The sequence below is a fragment of the Polaribacter staleyi genome (assembly GCF_038024045.1).
GTDB classification, from domain to species: domain Bacteria; phylum Bacteroidota; class Bacteroidia; order Flavobacteriales; family Flavobacteriaceae; genus Polaribacter; species Polaribacter butkevichii.
Genome location: NZ_CP150665.1, coordinates 432,666 through 450,332 on the forward strand (window position 1 = coordinate 432,666; position 17,667 = coordinate 450,332).

A 17,667-nucleotide genomic window follows, 5' to 3' on the forward strand; every position below is an offset into this window, starting at 1 on the left:
AATCGAATAAAAAGTAATTTATCATCCGCTTTTTTTGCGGATTAACCTTTAAATATACATTATTATCCGTTTTATATACATAGAGAAGATTGTCTTATCTCTGTAACTTTGCATAGAAAATAATAAAATATATACTATTATGAAAAAATCATATTTGACTATAATTGCAAGAATTGTTGTAAAAGAAGAGCATAGAGCCTTTGTAAAAGCTGAATTATTAAAGTTATTAGATGTAACAAGAGCTGAAGAAGGTAATATTAGTTATGACTTACATCAAGATAATGAAAATCCAAATTTATTTTTATTCCATGAAAAATGGATAAACCGCGAGTTGTGGCAAAAACATATGGGTAATAAATATTTAGCTCATTATTTAAAAGTAACAGAAGGTAAAGTTGATGAGTTCATTCTAAATGAAATGACAGAAATAGTCAATTAGATAAAAAACGCATCTTAAAAAAAAGAAAATAGGTGGACCTTAGATCAAATTAATTAAGTTATTAGATGAATTAATTAAGGACAATATGTACCATAAATAGTATTTTTTTATACCAAGGACTATTTATGATGTTATAAGATCTTTGTAACTATAAATTAAAGAAAATAACATGAAAAAAGTAAACATAGGAAAAACAGATTTAGAAGTATCTCGCATAAATTTTGGTGGTAATGTTTTTGGTTGGACTTTAGACGAAAAACAATCTTTCGATATTTTAGATGCTTTTACAGGAGCAGGATTCAATTTTATAGATACAGCAGATACTTACAGTTGGTGGGTAAATGGTGTTGGAGGACAATCTGAAGAGATTATAGGTAAATGGATGAAAGCACGTGGTAACAGAAACCAAATGGTTGTTGCAACAAAGGTAGGTTCAGAAACCAAAGAACACCCAATTGATATTAGTAAAAAACACATTTTAAAATCGGTTGACGAGTCTTTAAAACGTCTTAAAACTGATTATATTGATTTGTATTACACGCATTTTGATGATAACGTAACTCCTGTTGAAGAAACTTTATCTGCTTATGACGAAGTTATAAAAGCAGGAAAAGTGCGTCATATTGCTGCTTCAAATTTATCACCAGAACGTTTATTAGAGTCTTTTAAAGTTTCCGAAGAAAACAACCTACCTAAATATGTAGCTTTACAACCTCATTATAATTTGGTAGAACGTGAAAATTATGAATCTAAATATGCAGATATTGTAGATAAATATGGATTAAGTGTAATGACGTATTATTCTTTAGCAAGCGGATTTTTAACTGGTAAATATAGGTCAGAATCTGATTTAGGTAAAAGTGTACGAGGTGAAGGAGCAAAACAGTATTTAAATACAAAAGGGTTGGCTATTATCAACGCATTAGATACTATATCAGCAAAACATAGTAGCAAACCAGCAACGGTGGCTTTGGCTTGGTTATTAGCACAACCGCATATTGCTGCGCCAATTATTTCTGTAAACCCTGCAGATTACAAAGTACGTGCAGGAATGCCAGTAGAAGGGGATGATTGGAAAGTTATTGGTTGGGACGCAACAGGAGTTGTAAAAGAAGTTGGTGACGATGTTTCTTTGTTTAAAGTTGGTGATGAAGTTTGGTACGCAGGAGATTTTACACGTCAAGGAAGTTATGCACAATACCAAGTTGTAGACGAACGTATTGTTGGTAAAAAACCATCTAGTTTGTCGTATGCGGAAGCTGCAGCTTTACCGTTAACTTCACTTACGGCTTACGAAATGTTGTTCGATAGATTACAGGTTTCAAAAGACGATGCTAGCAAATCCATTCTAGTTATTGGTGCCGCTGGTGGTGTTGGTTCTATATTAGTACAATTAGCTAAAAAGTTAACAAAACTGAATATTATTGGTACAGCTTCTCGTGAAGAAACTACAGCATGGTTAAAAGATTTAGGAGCAGATGCTGTTATTAATCACAGAAACAAATTAAGTGAAGAGTTTGAAAAAGACAACCTTCCTGCGCCAGATTATGTAGTGAGTTTAAACGGAACGGAGCAACACGCAGATGAGATCGTTAAACTAATTAAACCACAAGGTAAATTCGGATTTATTGACGATCCAAAAACGTTTAATATTATGCCGTTTAAATTAAAATCGGTTTCAACACATTGGGAATTTATGTTCACACGATCTATGTTTCAAACCGAAGATATGATAGAGCAGCACCATATTTTAAACAAAGTTTCTAGTTTAATTGATAACGGAACCATTAAAACCACTTTAGGTGAAAACTTCGGAATTATCAATGCAGAAAACCTTCGTAAAGCACATGCTTTCTTAGAAACAGGAAAAGCAAAAGGCAAAATAGTTTTAGAAGGGTTTTAATCTTTTCAGGAAGTAAAACATAAATAGAATTGTCACTTCGAGTGAATTTTGAGGCACGAGAAATTTGTATCGAAAAGCTTATATAAAATTGAATGATCAATAAAATGACACTTCGAGTGTTTTTATAGAAATACAGTCAAAATAAAAACAATTGTCACTTCGAGTGAATTTCGAGGTACGAGAAATTAATATCGAGAAGCTTAACTAAAACAAAAGTTCTCGATACAAAATTCTGAAAAAGAATTTCACTCGAACTGACAAAAAATAAACACTAAAAAAATGAATTTCAAATCCATTATAGCCGCATTAGCAGTAACAGCAATATTTGTCAATAATACAGCAAATGCGCAAGTCACCACCAAAGATTCTATTGCCACTTCAAAAGTGCAGCATTTCAATTTTGACGATTTGGAATCAGAAACTATTGGAGAAGGGATCCAACGTAAATGGTTTCATGGTGAAAAAGGACAAATGACCATTTTCAATTTAGAAAAAGGAGCGCATCTTCCTTGGCATCACCATCCAAACGAGCAGATTACTTATATCATGTCTGGTAAAGTAAAAATTAAAACCATTATTGATGGTAAAGAAACGTTTGTAGAAGTTGGAGCTGGAGAAGTTATTGTGTTTCCAGAAAATGTACCGCATGAATTTTGGGCTTTAGAAGAAACCGTAGATTTAGATGTACATGTTCCTGTGCGTGAAGATTGGTTATCTAAAGAGTTACCAGAGTATTTAAAAAAGAGTAAATAAAATTTTAAAAGATTGTCACTTCGAGTGTTTTTATTGAAATGCAATGAAAATAAAAATGTATCGAGAAGTTTATTAACTCTAAAAGTTCTCGATACAAAATTCTGAAAAAGAATTTCACTCGAACTGACAAGAAATAAATAATACAAAACATGAATTTCAAATCTATAATTACATCCTTCAGTTTTACAATAGTGTTTGCCATTTATACTGTAAATTCACAAAATACAATTGGTGAAACCGAAGTCTTTACAACAACAAATCAAGCAGTTGGTAATATTACATTTACAGATACTGGCGATTTAGTATATAGTCATCATCCTTTTTTCTCACCGGAAAACAGAGTCATGATTATGGATGCAAAAACCAAAGAAAGCAAACCGTTTCCTAATAAAGCGTGGAATACACCAAGAACAACCGACGATAATTATCTAAGTAATGTGTTAGGTATTAGAAACGATGAAAACGGAATTGTTTGGATGCTAGATATGGCGCAACGTGATCATGTAACGCCTAAAATAGTGGGTTGGAACACAAAAACCAATCAGTTAGAACGTATTTATTATTTACCAAAATCGGTAGTACCAAAGCATGCACAACCCAATGATATGGTTGTTGATACTAAAAACGGTTATTTTATAATTGCAGATGAAGGTATTGGAAATGGGGGAGACGGGACCAATGCAGCGTTTATTATTGTGGATATGAAAACAGGTAAAACGCGCAGATTATTAGAAGGTACACGCACAACATTACCAGAAAATACACCGACGGTAATTAACGGAAAACATTTAGCGGTTAACGGTAAAGATTTGTTGGTAGGAAATGACGGAATTACTGTCGATATTAACTTTGAATACATTTATTATGGTCCGTTAAACGGAACAAAAATCTACAGAATTAAAACGTTAGATTTAGTAAATGAAGATTTTACGGAAGCAGAATTAGATGATAAAATTGAAACCTATTCCGAAAAACCAAACAATGGCGGAATGAGTATTGATATCGCTGGTAATATTTATTTAACAGCTATAGAAACCAATAGTGTCGCTGTAGTTTTAGCAAAAGATAGAAGTGTAAAAACCATGGTGAAAGATGCTAATATGGTTTGGCCAGATGGTGTAAGTTACAATCATGTAGATGGTTATATGTACGTTTCCGCAGCACAAGTAAACAAAGGGGCTGTATTTAATGATGGTAAAGATTTGTCTACAAAACCATTTTACATTTTCAGATTTAAACCTATTACAACAGGGGTTTCTTTTAGATAATTTAAGTGTTGATTAATAGTTATATCCCTATTTATTATTGATTAATAGCAAGAAGAAGTCACTAATTTAAAGTGGCTTTTTCTATTCATAGAATGTTTAACTTTATAAAAAACGAATTATGCCAAGAACCATTATAGAAAATATAGTTATCGCAGAATATAAAAAGCAAACCTTTTTTGACTTTTGTAAGTATACTACCATTCGTTTTTTTGAAATTGTTTATTTTGAAGAAGGTACAGGAACCATAAAGATTAATGGAAAAATGGTGAACTATACGGCAAATAGCGTTTTTGTGTTCGTTCCAGATGATATTTACATTGTTAATCCAGAAACACCCACATCTACTGTTGCTATCAAGTTTTTAAAAAGTTTTTTCAGAAATACGCATACGCAAAACGATACACTTCCTGTTAACGATTGGTTTCGTAAAATTGAAGGTATTTTAAATAGCGAAAGTCACCAATTACGTGAAATGCAGTTTGAAACAGAATCAGACAAACTACACCTAGTGTCTTTAATTAAAATGGTTTCTACTGAAAATTTGAAAAAACAATCCTATGATGTGTTTATCATTCAAAATTCATTATCCGTTATTCTTCATTTGATTGCTAGAAACATTCAGTTTTTAAATACCGATATGACTGCCAAGGTTGTAGAGTCTTCAAAAATTCAGCAAATCATAAATTTTATTCATACAAATATTTATAATTCAGATTTGTTATCTACTAGAAGTCTTGCTGAAGAATTTCATATGGCAGATAATTATATAAGCGAATATTTTAAAAAGCATACAGACATTAGCCTAAAAAAGTATATCATTAATTATAAATTGAAGTTAGTAGAAACACGACTTAAATATACCGATTTACAATTCTCAGAAATAGCAATCGAACTCGGTTTTACAGATTCTAGACATTTAAATAAAACTTTTTTAGCCTATAAAGGCATTACTATTGGTGCTTTTAAGGCTGCTTTAGCCTAAGTTTTTACTAATAACCTTGTTTTTTACTAATAGTGCTTTGTTTTATACCAAATTAAACCTTGGTTCCTCCTGTAAATTTGCAGTGTAATTAAAACACAACACTAATAATTAAAAACATAACACCATGAAAACAACAGGATTTAAAACATTTAAAGTAGCAGCAAAAGAAGGACAAGCTTGGGTAACTTTTGATAACCCACCAGTAAATATTCAGGATATTCCAATGATCAAAGAGTTGGATGAATTAGCAGCATCTTTAGAAGAGGACAGAAGTATTAAAGTAGTCGTTTTTCAATCTGCTCATTCAGAAATTTTCATTGCGCATGCAGATACTAATTTCTTAAAAGAGATGTCTATAACAGCTGTAGCTAGAGAAGATATTGAGTTATTAGACTTACAAAAAGTATTACAACGTATTAGTAAATTACCGCAAATTACCGTTAGTAAAATAGAAGGTTTTGCTAGAGGTGGCGGGCACGAATTTGCTTTAGCAACAGATATGCGATTTGCAGCAAGAGGTAAAGCAGTATTTATGCAAATGGAAGTTGGTATGGGAATTTTGCCTTGTGGTGGTGGATCATCTAGAATGGCACGTCAAATTGGTTTAGGTAGAGCTTTAGAAGTGATTTTATCTGCAAAAGATTTTGATGCAGACCAAGCAGAAGCCTACGGACTTATAAATAGAGCTTTAGATGCGGATAAAATTGGCGATTTTGTGGAAGATTTAGTAAATAGAATGTCACAATTTAATTCAGATGCTATCGAAGCTGCAAAACGTACTGTTTATGCATCTATTGATTTACCAATAGAAGACGCTTTAAAAGAAGAAGCATACTGGTTACACCAAGCAACGAGTAAGTCGCCAGCAATCAAACGTTTTACGTTAGCTGATGATACCGGATTTCAAAATGATATGGAAAACCAAAGAAACTTCGAGACTTTATTAATGGGATTACAAGGTGTAAACTAAAAACTAGAAATTATGAATACAGCACAAAATAAACAAACGATACTTGATTTTTTCGAACGTTTTTCTGCAGGTGATGCTGCAAGCGCTTTAACTTATTTAGATACAGATGCAACATGGCAATCTATGGGAATTAAAGGAGATCTACCAGTTTCAGGAACCATGGATAAAAACGGAATTGGAGAACTTATAAAAATGGTAAAATCTGCTATTCCAAAAGGATTAGAATTAACACCAATGGGTTGGACCGCAGAGGGAGATCGTGTTGCTGCCGAATTCATTTCCTATGGAAAATTAACCAATGGAAGAGAATATAATAATCCGTATCACTTTTTATTTCAATTTTCTGATGGTAAGATCCTTAGAATAAAAGAATACATGGACACATTACACGTAAAATCAATATTTGTAGACTAATAAAATTTAGTATGAATGCCTCCTATACAAGAGGCATTTTTTTCAATTTAATATCACATTATGAAACTTAATAATAACATAGCTTGGACGGTAGATGGCAAAATAATAAACAAAACCAAATACAAGGAAGCCATGGAAAAAATAACAGCAGCTACATTTAAAGAAGGAGGTTCGCTTAATCACGAATGGTATGTAGTAGAAGATTTAGAAAGCATTCATATTTATGAACGTTACCAAGATGCAGATGCCGCTTTGGCACATCTAAAAGTATGGTCTCAATTTGCAACTCTGTTTTTAGAAGGCGCAACAATGGATAGCTTTAAAGTTTATGGGAATGTAACTCCAGAATTAAAAAGCGCAGTATCTGGCGCAACTAGTATTATGAGTCGTTACGGCGGATTTGTAAAATAATTTTAATAAAATAAAACCTTGAAATATACCTAAACAACCGTTTTTACTACAAAAAAAATAGTGCTATCTAAGACTACCTTTGTAGTCAGATTGATTAATAGATAAACAGAAATACATAAAAACCAAAATATCCTATTGCGACAGTTTTTGGTAAAAAAATATAAAAACAATGACAAATAAAAATATATTAGAAGAAGCTCGTGCGCTTACTTTACCTTCTCGTGAAGCCTCGTTAAATCGTGAAGCTTCAGTTTCACACTTTTGGAACAATAACCAGAAAATATTGGAAGATGCTTGGGCAGAATGGGAAATTGAAAACAAAGACAATTTACTAGTTCCTAATGAATCACTGCTTGATCCACGGTTACAAAAGGCCATTAAAGATGCTTGGGAAAATCCAAAAAAAGAAAATGTTGTTGCTGATTTATGGGAAGAAATTAGTCCTGGTGTTTATGTTGCTCAGTTTTTTAACCCAGAACGCTTAGCGGATTTTCGTAAATATTTAGAAGCTGTAGTAAATTCACAAATTCCTAAACGAGCACCATACGGAATACAATTGAATCGTTATGGAATTATGCTTGATCCACGCTCAGAAGGTTATCTTGCAGCACCGAATTTTCAGGCATTTTATAACGATATTATGGACCGTTATATGCGTCCGATTGCGCGTTTGTTATTGGGTACTTATGGTTATGACAACCAAACATTTGGTTTTTCTATTCAGTACAACCCAGATAAAGATAAGGATTTACATGCCCATACCGATGCCTCGGCTGCTACCTTGAATATTAACATGAACTTACCCGAAGAAGCATTTACAGGTTCGCAAGTTGATTTTTACGATAAAACCACAGGGAAAACGGTGCAAACTACTTTTGAATCAGGGAAAGCAATAATTCACAGAGGTGATGTTGCACATGCAACGCACCCAATTATAAGCGGGCAACGAAGTAATTTGGTTGTGTGGTTATACGGAGACCGTATGCAAATTCCAAGAGGAGGAGCAAGTAGCTACGGTAGTGTTGATAACTCAGCATCTAACGTTGTTACATCAGAAAACATTAGTGCTCGTGAGCGTTGGAGTGTGCCTAAGAGTCCCAAAGATACCTTTGCACCTTTTTAAAAAGACTAAAAATCGTTTATCTTACTCTATTTAACTGTGTTATATCTAAGAATAGTGGCAAAACTAGTATCAGAATTTTATAGTAGGATTCAAAAAAACAAGAAGATGTCACCTTGTGTATCGTTGAGGATAAAAAGACCTTTCGAATGTGCTCAAGGTGATATCAGAATAAAAAAAATAAAATAGTATGAGTAAAACAATAATAGTAACAGGAAGTACAGACGGTATTGGAAAGTTAACCGCTTTCAACTTGGCAGAAAAAGGACATATGGTTTATGTACACGGAAGAAATGAAGCAAAAGTAGACGCGGTTGTTTCAGAAATAAAAACAACAACAAACAATCAGAGCATTCATGGTTTGGTAGCAGATTTTTCGGATTTAGAAGCTGTTTCAAAATTAGCAGCACAGATTAAAAAGGACATTCCTAAAATAGATATACTAATCAATAATGCAGGAATTTTTAAAACGAAAGAGGTTCAGAATAAAAACGGATTAGACATTAGAATAGTGGTAAATTACTTAGCACCTTATGTGTTAACGAATGCCATATTAGAAAACATAAAACAATCCGAAGCACCCAGAATTATCAATTTAAGTTCTGCGGCACAAGCACCAGTTTCTGAAGCTGTTTTAATAGGGAAGGAGCAAGATTCAGCAAATAGCACCTATGCACAAAGTAAATTAGCATTAACCATGTGGAGCTTTCATTTAGCGAAACAAGAGCCTAAAATTACGGTTATAGCAGTTAATCCTGGTTCATTATTAAACACGAAGATGGCTAATGAAGCTTATGGACAACATTGGTCTCCTGCAGAAAAAGGAGTGGATATCTTATTAGATTTAGCATTGTCTGATGACTATAAAAATGATTCAGGTAAGTATTTTGATAATGATAAAGGGGATCCAAAAGGTTATTTTGCACCAGCGCATCCAGACGCTTATGATACACGAAAAAGACAACATTTATTACAAATAACAGATGCACTAATTGGTGTATAAGGTTTTACGAGTTTTTAGTAAAATATGTTTTTTTACAATTTTCATTAAAATTACTGAAAATCAAGTGTTTGAAAAACAACCAACTTCTACCCAATATACAGTCTAAACAAAAAGTTGAAAAAAAATATAATTTTTTAAGTTGATTTATTAAAACTTTGTATATTCGCAAGCCATTAGAAATAATGGGTTGTTTTTTACAACAAAAAGCCGATGTAGCTCAGCTGGCTAGAGCAGCTGATTTGTAATCAGCAGGTCGTGGGTTCGAGTCCCTCCATCGGCTCTAAAAAACAACAAATTACGAAAGTAATTTAGAGGTTCATTAAAATAGTAAATTACAGGGGAGATACTCAAGCGGCCAACGAGGACGGACTGTAACTCCGTTGACTACGTCTTCGCAGGTTCGAATCCTGCTCTCCCCACAATTTACACTTTAACGATAACATTAAATAACTACTTCTAAATTATAACTAGTAAAAATAAAGCCAACTAGCGGCTTTAAAAATAATAAATTACGCCAGTAATTTTGATGTTCATTAAAATAGTAAATTATAGGGGAGATACTCAAGCGGCCAACGAGGACGGACTGTAACTCCGTTGACTACGTCTTCGCAGGTTCGAATCCTGCTCTCCCCACAATTTACCTACATAATGATATAAAAACTAAACTCCTTTTAATTTTTTACGATACCCGCTTAAATATACTATCATTTGTTTTATGCTTAAATAGTAATTAGAACATTCTATTTAAAATTATGAAGGATCTTGAAATTACTATTACTGTTAAAACTATTCTTAAAAAAAGAGAAAACCTAAAATAAGATATAGACTTAATGTAAATTTGTACTCATTAACACCTGTTGTGTATTTTGATGAAATTCCAGTCTATTCGAGTGAATTTTACGATTGCAATGCGTAAAATTTGTATCAAGAATAGGTATTTTAAGTTATTAAATTGTTCTCGATACAATTTTTCGTCCCTCAAAACACTCGAACTGACATTGTAGCGTTTAAAAAGTTAAAATACATAACAGATTCATTAACAATTAATACATTATAAAATGAGTAAACAACTCTTATTAACTCCATATAACAAGAATTTAAATTTAAAAAACAGAATCGTTATGGCACCAATGACGCGTAGTCGTGCAGATAACGAAGGTAAAGTAGCAACCGACGAGTTACAAGGCTTGTATTATGAGCAACGTGCTTCGGCTGGTTTAATTATTACAGAAGGTTCTCAAGTATCTAAACAAGCCGTTGGGTACATTAATACTCCCGGAATATATACTGATGCGCAAGTAGAAGGTTGGAAAAAAGTAACCAAGCGTGTACACAATAAAGGCGGAAAAATATTTATTCAACTTTGGCATGTTGGACGTATCTCTCATCCAGATTTTCATAATGGAGAATTGCCAGTTTCGGCTTCGGCCTTAAATCCTAATTCAAAATCATTTACTCCAGAAGGTTTTAAGGATACCGTTACTCCAAGGGAAATGACGATTTCTGATATTAAACAAACTGTAGAAGATTTTAAAAATGCAGCAGCAAATGCAGTAAAAGCAGGTTTTGATGGTGTAGAAATTCATTCTTCAAATGGATATTTGTTTCAACAATTCTTTAATGGAAGCTCTAATAAAAGAACAGATATTTATGGAGGAAGTATTGAAAACAGGGCTCGTTTTTTCTTCGAGGTTTTAGACGCTATGAAAGAAGTAATTCCGCAAGAAAAAATTGGAGTGCGTTTTAATCCCTCTTTAGATGGTTTATTCGGAATAACCATGGATAAAGATACCATTCCGACGTTCGAATACATTATAAAAAAACTTAACGATTACAATTTAGCCTACGTACATTTATCAGAACCGTTTACAGATGTTTCTAAAGTTCCTTTTGCAGTAACAGAAATAGCAAAACACTTTAGACCTTTATATAAGGGTACGTTAATGATTAACACAGCGTTTGATCAAGAAAAAGGAAACAAAGTCTTAGAAGCTGGCGATGCCGATTTAATCGCTTACGGAAAACCATTTATTTCTAATCCTGATTTAGTAGCGCGTTTTGAAAATAATTTAGAATTAGCAGCATGGGATCAAGACACGTTTTATACACAAGGAGCAAAGGGATATACAGATTATCCAAATGCTTCTAAATAATTTAAATAAGCAATATTCTAAACAAGGAATTTACTTCCTAGAATAGTATCAAATAAAAAGAGCATCTCAATTATTGAGATGCTGTTTTTATTTTTAATTAGAACCAAATCTTAGTGGTTTAAAGCTGATAAATAATAAGGTATATATAAATAACAATGCCAAATACCAGGTATTAGAAACTAAATCTAGGTAATCTATTTTTCCGTTAGCGAAACTTAAGATCATTAAAACCTGTGCGCCATAAGGTAAAAGTCCTTGTGTAATACAAGCAAATATATCTAATATAGATGCTGTTTTTTTATTGTCTAAACCGTACTCATCGTTAATTGTTTTTGCAATGGGACCAGAAATTATAATAGAAACCGTATTATTAGCAATTGCCATATTGATGGTGCTTACTAAAGTTGCAATGCCAAATTGAGCTGATTTTTTACTTTTTATAAGTGTCTTAATTTTTAGCAGTATAAAATCAATCCCTCCATTTTTTTTCACCAAAGCCGCTAATCCACCTGTAAGCAAGGATAATAAGAAAATTTCTGTCATATTTGTAAAACCAGTATAAGCTATTTTAGTAGCTTCAATAAGTGTAAAATCTCCATAGATTAAACCTAAAAAGATGCCAGAAAGAACACCTAATAATAAAGTTATAAATACATTAACACCTACTATAGATAAGGTAATCACCAATAAATATGGTACTATTTTTAGTACAGAATAATTATACGTTACAGTTTCAGTTGCTACCTCTTTTAATCCTAAACCTTGAATAATTAAGATTGCAATGGTAAATAACGCAGCAGGAACGGCAATTTTAATATTTTGTTTAAATTTATCACTCATTTTACAGCCTAAAGACTGAGTGGCAGCAATGGTGGTATCAGAAATTACAGATAGATTATCACCAAACATGCTACCGCCTAATAATGCGCCACAAAGTATGGGTAAGTCCATACTACTTTTATCTGCAATACCAATAACAATTGGTGCTAACGCAACAATGGCACCCACCGAAGTACCTGTAGAAACCGATAAGAAACCCGCAATTATAAAAATACCAAAGTAAATATATTGTATGTTAATATAATCTAACCCAAGACTTACAATAGCATCTACACTACCTGTAGATTTTGTAATGGTAGCAAAGGCACCTGCTAATAAATAGATTAAACACATGGTTAATATTTTATCATCTCCACAACCTTGTAACAGCGTTTTAATTTTAGAGTTTATAGATTGTCTAAACATTAAAAAGGCTACAATAATACCAACTATTACAGCAATGGGAGCAGGTAATGCATAAAAATCGTTTTGATAGATACCAACACCTAAAAACGTACATACAAATACGAATAAGGGAATTAATGCGCTAAATTTTGGAGTAATTGTGTTTGAATTTGCCATGTTACTTTTTTCTTTCTAAAAAGGACATAGCTGCTTATAAGTAGAATTATGAGTTAACATTGGTTCCAATTTATTGGCTTATCTATTTAGCACCTTGCTCGTTATTGCAGGTTGCTATCTCCTTTTTTTTGAGATTCTTGATAATTAATTTAAGAGCGCAAAATTAGTGTATAAATGGATAGTTATGTCTTTAAAAGCGTTAAAATTTTATGAAATTTAAATAGTATGATTTTAAGTGGTTAAGCTATTACTTTTACTTAATGACAATAGGAGTGATGTGTCAAATGTGTATGGAATGTATTTAATTAATGATTTTTTTAGGCAATTACTTCTATTTAAACCCTTATATTTATATTCATAAAAAATGAAAATGGAAGAAAGAGTAATTTATAAATGTTTTATTTCATCACCTGGTGATTGTGGGGAAGAAAGAAATATTACAGAAAAAGTAATTGGAAAACTTAATAAAGGAATAGCTAAACATTTAAAAATAAATTTTGAAACTTTTAAATGGGAAAACGATGTTCTACCTGATATGGGTAAAAATGGACAAGAAATAATAGATGATTCAGTTGAAAAATCTAATTATGATATTTTTATAGGTATAATGAGATATAGATTCGGAACTCCTACAAAAATTGCAGGTAGTGGAACTGAACATGAATACATCAAAGCTTTAGAAAAAAAGTCTAATAATTCTTTACCTAAAATAGTTTTCTTTTTTAACAATGAAAATGTAAACCCAAAAGAACTTGATTTTATACAATATAATAAAGTCCAAGAATTTAAAAAAAAGATAGGAACAAATGGTTTATATATAGATTATGAAGGTGTCATAGAATTTAAAAAAGAGTTAGAAAGGGTTTTAGAATTATTTATAAAAGGGCTTTCAACTAAATTTCAATCTAAAGAAGTTGTTGAGACAATTGATAGAATTAGAGTTAAACTAGATGATGACTTAAAAAAGTCTTTAAAATCATTTAACGAAGATGCTCCAATATGGATTGAACCTATAATTAGTAAATCTAATAACATATCAAAAAACCCTACTAAAAATATTGAAAATAATATTGATCTTTCTGAAATTTTAAACAATACAAAAAACTTAATAATAAAAGCACCTTCTGAATTTGGTTTAACATCATTAGCTCATTATCTAAAACTAGAAGCTTGGAAAATTGGAAAAACATTTGTTTATATAGATTCAAAGTTAACCAAGAAACATAAAATAGTAAAAAATATAGAACAGATTATTACCAATGATTATTTAAAAAATAGAGAAAATATTGATTGTATAATTATAGATTCTATATGTTTTGAAGAATCTGGTACTTTAAAAATGATTAAAAATGTTTCAGATAACTTTAAAGAAATCCCTATAATTATACTTAATACAATAGGAAACGATTTGTTTTTGACAACTAATGAAGATGAAGATGATGTGAAAATTAATAGGAGTTTTTTGACATATTATTTACTATCATTACCTCAAAGCGAAATAAGAAAAATTGTAAACCAATATATAATAAATAACTCTTTTAACGAAGACAATGATATATTATTAGACAAAGTTACAAATGATTTAGAAGTCTTAAATATTCACAGAACAGCAAAAAATTGTTTAGCTATATTAAAAGCTTCCTCAAAAATTGGAGTAGAACATTCTTCGGTAAATAGGACAAAATTATTAGATACTATTTTATCTATAATTTTTGAAGAATATGATATACCAACTTACAAGAGTAAAAAACCTGATATTAAAGACTGTACATATGTGTTAGGTTTTTTCTGTGAACTCCTTCTAAAAAGAAATGATTTTGAATTTTCAGAAGATTATTTTAAAAGAGAGTTACAAGATTTTTGTGAAGAAAATTATATTGATTTAGATTTGGATTATTTATTTCAAGTTCTAATTGATAATGCAATATTTGCGAAAAGAATTGATTTATATTTCTTTAAGAATGTATACTGGGTATTTTATTTTATAGCTCATAGAATGAATCTTAATTTAACGTTTAAAGAAGATATTTATAAAGAGAAAAGATATATTGATTTTCCTGAAATAATGGAATTTTATTCAGGTATTGATAGAAATAAAGAAGATGCTTTAAAGGTCTTAAAAGATGACATTAGAGAAACATTAGAGAGTGTTAAAGATAAAGTTAAAATACCTGGTAATTTAAATCCTTATAATTCTATTTCATGGGAACCAAATGTTGAAAGTTTAGAAAAAGAAGAAGAGAAAATAAGTAAAAATGTAATTTCTTCAGGGTTACCAGATGAGCTAAAAGATAAATATAATGATAAACATTATGATCAAGTAAGACCATATAATCAGGTTATTAATTCTGTTATGAAGGATTATTCTTTTAAAGTTTTAATGCGACAAATAACTGCTAGTTCAAGAGTTCTAAGGAATAGTGATTTTGTAGATTCTAACTTAAAAAAAGAATTTCTTGATGATATTTTAAGAGGTTGGAATGAAGTCTCTAAATTATTAATAATATTAACTCCAATATTAGCAGATAAAGGAAATGCTGCTTTTGAAGGAGCAAGATTTGAATTAAATGATGATGATTTTAATATAAGTAATAAAGAAGAGAAACGACTTAGAGTTTTACTGTCTGTACCTACAAATGTTGTTAGTTTTTTTAAAAATGATTTGTTTTCAAATAAAATGGGGCCTTTAATATGTAGTAAGGCTATAAATGAAAGTAATTCACTTTTAAAACATGAACTAATGCTACTTATAGCAAATGAGAGACCCAAAAATTGGAACATTATAATTGATAAGTATATAGTCGAACTAGATAAAAACTCTTTTTTCTTATCAGATATTGCAACAACATTAAAAGTACAATTTAATTACAATGTTACTGAAGTTAAAGATAGAAGAATATTAGGTAATCTAATGCATAAATGTAGAGCAAAACATTACTTTAAAACAAATAACCCTGACTTAAAATTAATTAATAGAGCTAGGAAAGATAATAGAAGTAAGCATTTTTGATTTGCTACTGACATAATATAATTTTGGCAAAACAATAGGAGAGTGGAACGTAATATTTTAGGGTGTTAGCAATACATATTCTTAAGTTTACCTATTTTATAATACCTCTAAAAATAGTCTTAAAAGTTAGAATCTATCATAAAATATAGAGAAACGAACCGTAATTGTTTCCAAAAATATATGTAAGTCTTGATTTTTTTGTTTCTTTTTTCATCAAGGAAAAAAAGAAAGTAATAAATGATTAATAGTAGGGATTATAATATCTATTTAACATAATATTAAAAGTACTAACCAAAAGAAACTTCAATAATAGTTCATAATAGAACAAGTGCATAGAATTTTATTTTTCTTAAAATTTATGCTCTTGTGGGAAGTTTACGAAAATGATATTAGAAAAAAATACTGACGGATTATTGTAGAATAACAGAATTTCATACAAACTAAAAATGTTAGCTTTTGTGCGGCTGCAAGCGTTGGAAAATTGTGTTTAAAAAAATTACTGCGTAGCATAATTATTTTTAAAAAGCAATCGAGCCTTTTTTGCAAGAGGCAATTTAATACTTCAACAAGTTCAGCACAGGCGCCATGGCGAATTATAGCTACAAATTATTATAGTTCGAATGTTTATTAGAATAGAGTATTTAAATAATATCATTTAATAATACCAAATACGAGATTCTACGAAAATATAATTGACACTTGTTGACGAATTTTAAAACAACCCCAAACTAATGTTTATTGGATGTTCAGAGCTTTCTGGGATATTTTACATAATAGAGAATTATAGCTACACAATTAGAATTCGAACTTGATAGCCGTAATTTCTTTTAACATAATATCTATCGATATAAGTCTAAAGACATTATATCTGATATTATGTGTAAATAGCCTGAAATACGGCTATACAGAAATCACTATATAAATGTACTATAATTTATATTATGTTAAATAGATTTTTTAACAACACTCCTTATCTATAATAACCACTATTAATTCTGAACATGAAAAATTACATATTCTGTGTGTAATAATTATAATCTTTTAAAACCACATCTATAAATTCGGTATCACTTTTATGAACAGATTTAATTCCGGTGACTTCTAAAATTTTAGAACGCAATTTTATTAAGGTTTTATAGTCACTAAATTTCTTAGCAGAACGAAACGTGTTTTTAATAATACGTGCATCATTATCAGACAATTTAATCACATTCGGATACGTGGGCACGTAGGTATTTGAAATATTTTCTAAAATGGTTTCAGAAAATTTCACATCATCCTTTAGGTAAATAACCACAGTATTGGCAATGATATCACCAAAACGTTGGTTATTATCGGTAAATAAAATTAAAAAGAAACCAATCATCTTTCCAAAGAAAAAAAGCAGCATCAATAAGGCTGTTTCACTATCTAAGCCTAATGAGGCAACGTACACAAACAACAAGGTAAATAAGTTAAAATCTACCATTCTTAAAAACCAACGCATCATAAAATCTGTGGTAGAAGGTTTAAAACCATCAATATTTATCACTTTTAAGTGTAGTAATTTCTTGCCTACTGTTTGTCCGTCTAACCATATTTCTGTGTACAAAGAATAAAATGTAATGGGTAAAAAAACCATTACATCTAATGCACGTATAGACCAAGAATCTCCGTTTACAGCGGTATCAAACATTTTAAAGTCTAAAAACTTGATTGCAAAATAGAGATATGCAAATTTAATTACATTGTCTAAACCAAACGCCAAGAGCCTTTGCCCCACATTTGCAAGGGTAAAATTGATGTTTACATTTTGTGCTGTTTTTATTTGGAGTCTTTTCATGCAATGTTTAAATTCGCT

At 30.8% G+C, this 17,667-nt stretch carries 14 protein-coding genes, 3 tRNA genes and 1 riboswitch; of the genes, 15 read left to right on the top strand and 2 right to left on the bottom strand.

What is annotated here, in order from left to right; translation table 11 throughout:
- Positions 1-139: 139 nt before the first annotated feature.
- The 14 genes from WHD07_RS01585 to WHD07_RS01650 all read left to right on the top strand — a co-directional run bounded on the left by WHD07_RS01585 (position 140) and on the right by WHD07_RS01650 (position 11,416).
- Positions 140-439: a putative quinol monooxygenase gene (locus tag WHD07_RS01585; RefSeq protein WP_105048566.1), complete on the top strand. Its 300-nt coding sequence runs from the start codon at positions 140-142 to the stop codon at positions 437-439.
- Between the two features lie 169 nt (positions 440-608).
- Complete coding sequence (locus tag WHD07_RS01590) at positions 609-2,342, top strand: zinc-binding alcohol dehydrogenase family protein (RefSeq protein WP_343329779.1); 1,734 nt, start codon at positions 609-611, stop codon at positions 2,340-2,342.
- Positions 2,343-2,621: 279 nt separating this feature from the next.
- Positions 2,622-3,095: a cupin domain-containing protein gene (locus WHD07_RS01595; protein ID WP_343329780.1), complete on the top strand. Its 474-nt coding sequence runs from the start codon at positions 2,622-2,624 to the stop codon at positions 3,093-3,095.
- Between the two features lie 149 nt (positions 3,096-3,244).
- Positions 3,245-4,363 carry an L-dopachrome tautomerase-related protein gene (locus tag WHD07_RS01600; RefSeq protein ID WP_343329781.1) on the top strand — a complete coding sequence of 373 codons (1,119 nt, stop codon included), beginning with the start codon at positions 3,245-3,247 and terminating at the stop codon, positions 4,361-4,363.
- 118 nt (positions 4,364-4,481) lie between these two features.
- The gene (locus WHD07_RS01605; protein WP_343329782.1) at positions 4,482-5,345 is read left to right on the top strand and encodes an AraC family transcriptional regulator; all 864 of its coding nucleotides are present in this window, start codon (positions 4,482-4,484) and stop codon (positions 5,343-5,345) included.
- Between the two features lie 124 nt (positions 5,346-5,469).
- Positions 5,470-6,315: an enoyl-CoA hydratase/isomerase family protein gene (locus WHD07_RS01610; RefSeq protein WP_343329783.1), complete on the top strand. Its 846-nt coding sequence runs from the start codon at positions 5,470-5,472 to the stop codon at positions 6,313-6,315.
- A gap of 12 nt (positions 6,316-6,327) precedes the next feature.
- Positions 6,328-6,729, top strand: a complete 402-nt coding sequence (locus WHD07_RS01615) for a nuclear transport factor 2 family protein (protein WP_343329784.1) — start codon at positions 6,328-6,330, stop codon at positions 6,727-6,729.
- A 60-nt stretch (positions 6,730-6,789) separates the two neighbouring features.
- Entirely contained in the window at positions 6,790-7,140 is a 351-nt protein-coding gene (locus WHD07_RS01620) for a hypothetical protein (protein ID WP_343329785.1), read from the top strand.
- 169 nt (positions 7,141-7,309) lie between these two features.
- Positions 7,310-8,263 carry a 2OG-Fe(II) oxygenase gene (locus tag WHD07_RS01625; protein WP_343329786.1) on the top strand — a complete coding sequence of 318 codons (954 nt, stop codon included), beginning with the start codon at positions 7,310-7,312 and terminating at the stop codon, positions 8,261-8,263.
- 187 nt (positions 8,264-8,450) lie between these two features.
- On the top strand, positions 8,451-9,263 hold the full coding sequence (locus WHD07_RS01630) for an SDR family NAD(P)-dependent oxidoreductase (RefSeq protein ID WP_105048573.1): 813 nt from the start codon (positions 8,451-8,453) through the stop codon (positions 9,261-9,263).
- 206 nt (positions 9,264-9,469) lie between these two features.
- Positions 9,470-9,543: transfer RNA gene (locus tag WHD07_RS01635), tRNA-Thr, on the top strand.
- A 57-nt stretch (positions 9,544-9,600) separates the two neighbouring features.
- A tRNA-Tyr gene (locus WHD07_RS01640) sits at positions 9,601-9,682 on the top strand.
- A gap of 132 nt (positions 9,683-9,814) precedes the next feature.
- Positions 9,815-9,896: transfer RNA gene (locus tag WHD07_RS01645), tRNA-Tyr, on the top strand.
- Between the two features lie 425 nt (positions 9,897-10,321).
- Positions 10,322-11,416 (top strand): alkene reductase, encoded by a 1,095-nt coding sequence (locus WHD07_RS01650; protein WP_343329787.1) that lies wholly within the window; start codon positions 10,322-10,324, stop codon positions 11,414-11,416.
- A gap of 93 nt (positions 11,417-11,509) precedes the next feature.
- Here the strand turns inward: WHD07_RS01650 and WHD07_RS01655 are convergent, their stop codons facing one another.
- Positions 11,510-12,817, bottom strand: coding sequence for a Na+/H+ antiporter NhaC family protein (locus WHD07_RS01655; protein WP_343329788.1), 1,308 nt, complete (start codon positions 12,815-12,817; stop codon positions 11,510-11,512).
- 49 nt (positions 12,818-12,866) lie between these two features.
- Positions 12,867-12,966: riboswitch (SAM-I-IV-variant riboswitch) on the bottom strand.
- A gap of 221 nt (positions 12,967-13,187) precedes the next feature.
- Here WHD07_RS01655 and WHD07_RS01660 point away from each other — a divergent pair.
- Positions 13,188-15,827: a hypothetical protein gene (locus WHD07_RS01660; RefSeq protein ID WP_343329789.1), complete on the top strand. Its 2,640-nt coding sequence runs from the start codon at positions 13,188-13,190 to the stop codon at positions 15,825-15,827.
- 1,009 nt (positions 15,828-16,836) lie between these two features.
- Here WHD07_RS01660 and WHD07_RS01665 read toward each other — a convergent pair.
- Positions 16,837-17,649, bottom strand: a complete 813-nt coding sequence (locus WHD07_RS01665) for an RDD family protein (RefSeq protein ID WP_343329790.1) — start codon at positions 17,647-17,649, stop codon at positions 16,837-16,839.
- Between the last annotated feature and the right edge of the window lie 18 nt (positions 17,650-17,667).

Bases quoted from the DNA above. Each gene is read 5' to 3' on its own strand.
- WHD07_RS01620 (WP_343329785.1), top strand. From the start codon at position 6,790: ATGAAACTTAATAATAACATAGCTTGGACGGTAGATGGCAAAATAATA.
- WHD07_RS01605 (WP_343329782.1), top strand. From the start codon at position 4,482: ATGCCAAGAACCATTATAGAAAATATAGTTATCGCAGAATATAAAAAG.
- WHD07_RS01650 (WP_343329787.1), top strand. From the start codon at position 10,322: ATGAGTAAACAACTCTTATTAACTCCATATAACAAGAATTTAAATTTA.
- WHD07_RS01590 (WP_343329779.1), top strand. From the start codon at position 609: ATGAAAAAAGTAAACATAGGAAAAACAGATTTAGAAGTATCTCGCATA.
- WHD07_RS01625 (WP_343329786.1), top strand. From the start codon at position 7,310: ATGACAAATAAAAATATATTAGAAGAAGCTCGTGCGCTTACTTTACCT.
- WHD07_RS01595 (WP_343329780.1), top strand. From the start codon at position 2,622: ATGAATTTCAAATCCATTATAGCCGCATTAGCAGTAACAGCAATATTT.
- WHD07_RS01615 (WP_343329784.1), top strand. From the start codon at position 6,328: ATGAATACAGCACAAAATAAACAAACGATACTTGATTTTTTCGAACGT.
- WHD07_RS01630 (WP_105048573.1), top strand. From the start codon at position 8,451: ATGAGTAAAACAATAATAGTAACAGGAAGTACAGACGGTATTGGAAAG.
- WHD07_RS01585 (WP_105048566.1), top strand. From the start codon at position 140: ATGAAAAAATCATATTTGACTATAATTGCAAGAATTGTTGTAAAAGAA.
- WHD07_RS01600 (WP_343329781.1), top strand. From the start codon at position 3,245: ATGAATTTCAAATCTATAATTACATCCTTCAGTTTTACAATAGTGTTT.
- WHD07_RS01660 (WP_343329789.1), top strand. From the start codon at position 13,188: ATGGAAGAAAGAGTAATTTATAAATGTTTTATTTCATCACCTGGTGAT.
- WHD07_RS01610 (WP_343329783.1), top strand. From the start codon at position 5,470: ATGAAAACAACAGGATTTAAAACATTTAAAGTAGCAGCAAAAGAAGGA.
- WHD07_RS01665 (WP_343329790.1), bottom strand. From the start codon at position 17,649: ATGAAAAGACTCCAAATAAAAACAGCACAAAATGTAAACATCAATTTT.
- WHD07_RS01655 (WP_343329788.1), bottom strand. From the start codon at position 12,817: ATGGCAAATTCAAACACAATTACTCCAAAATTTAGCGCATTAATTCCC.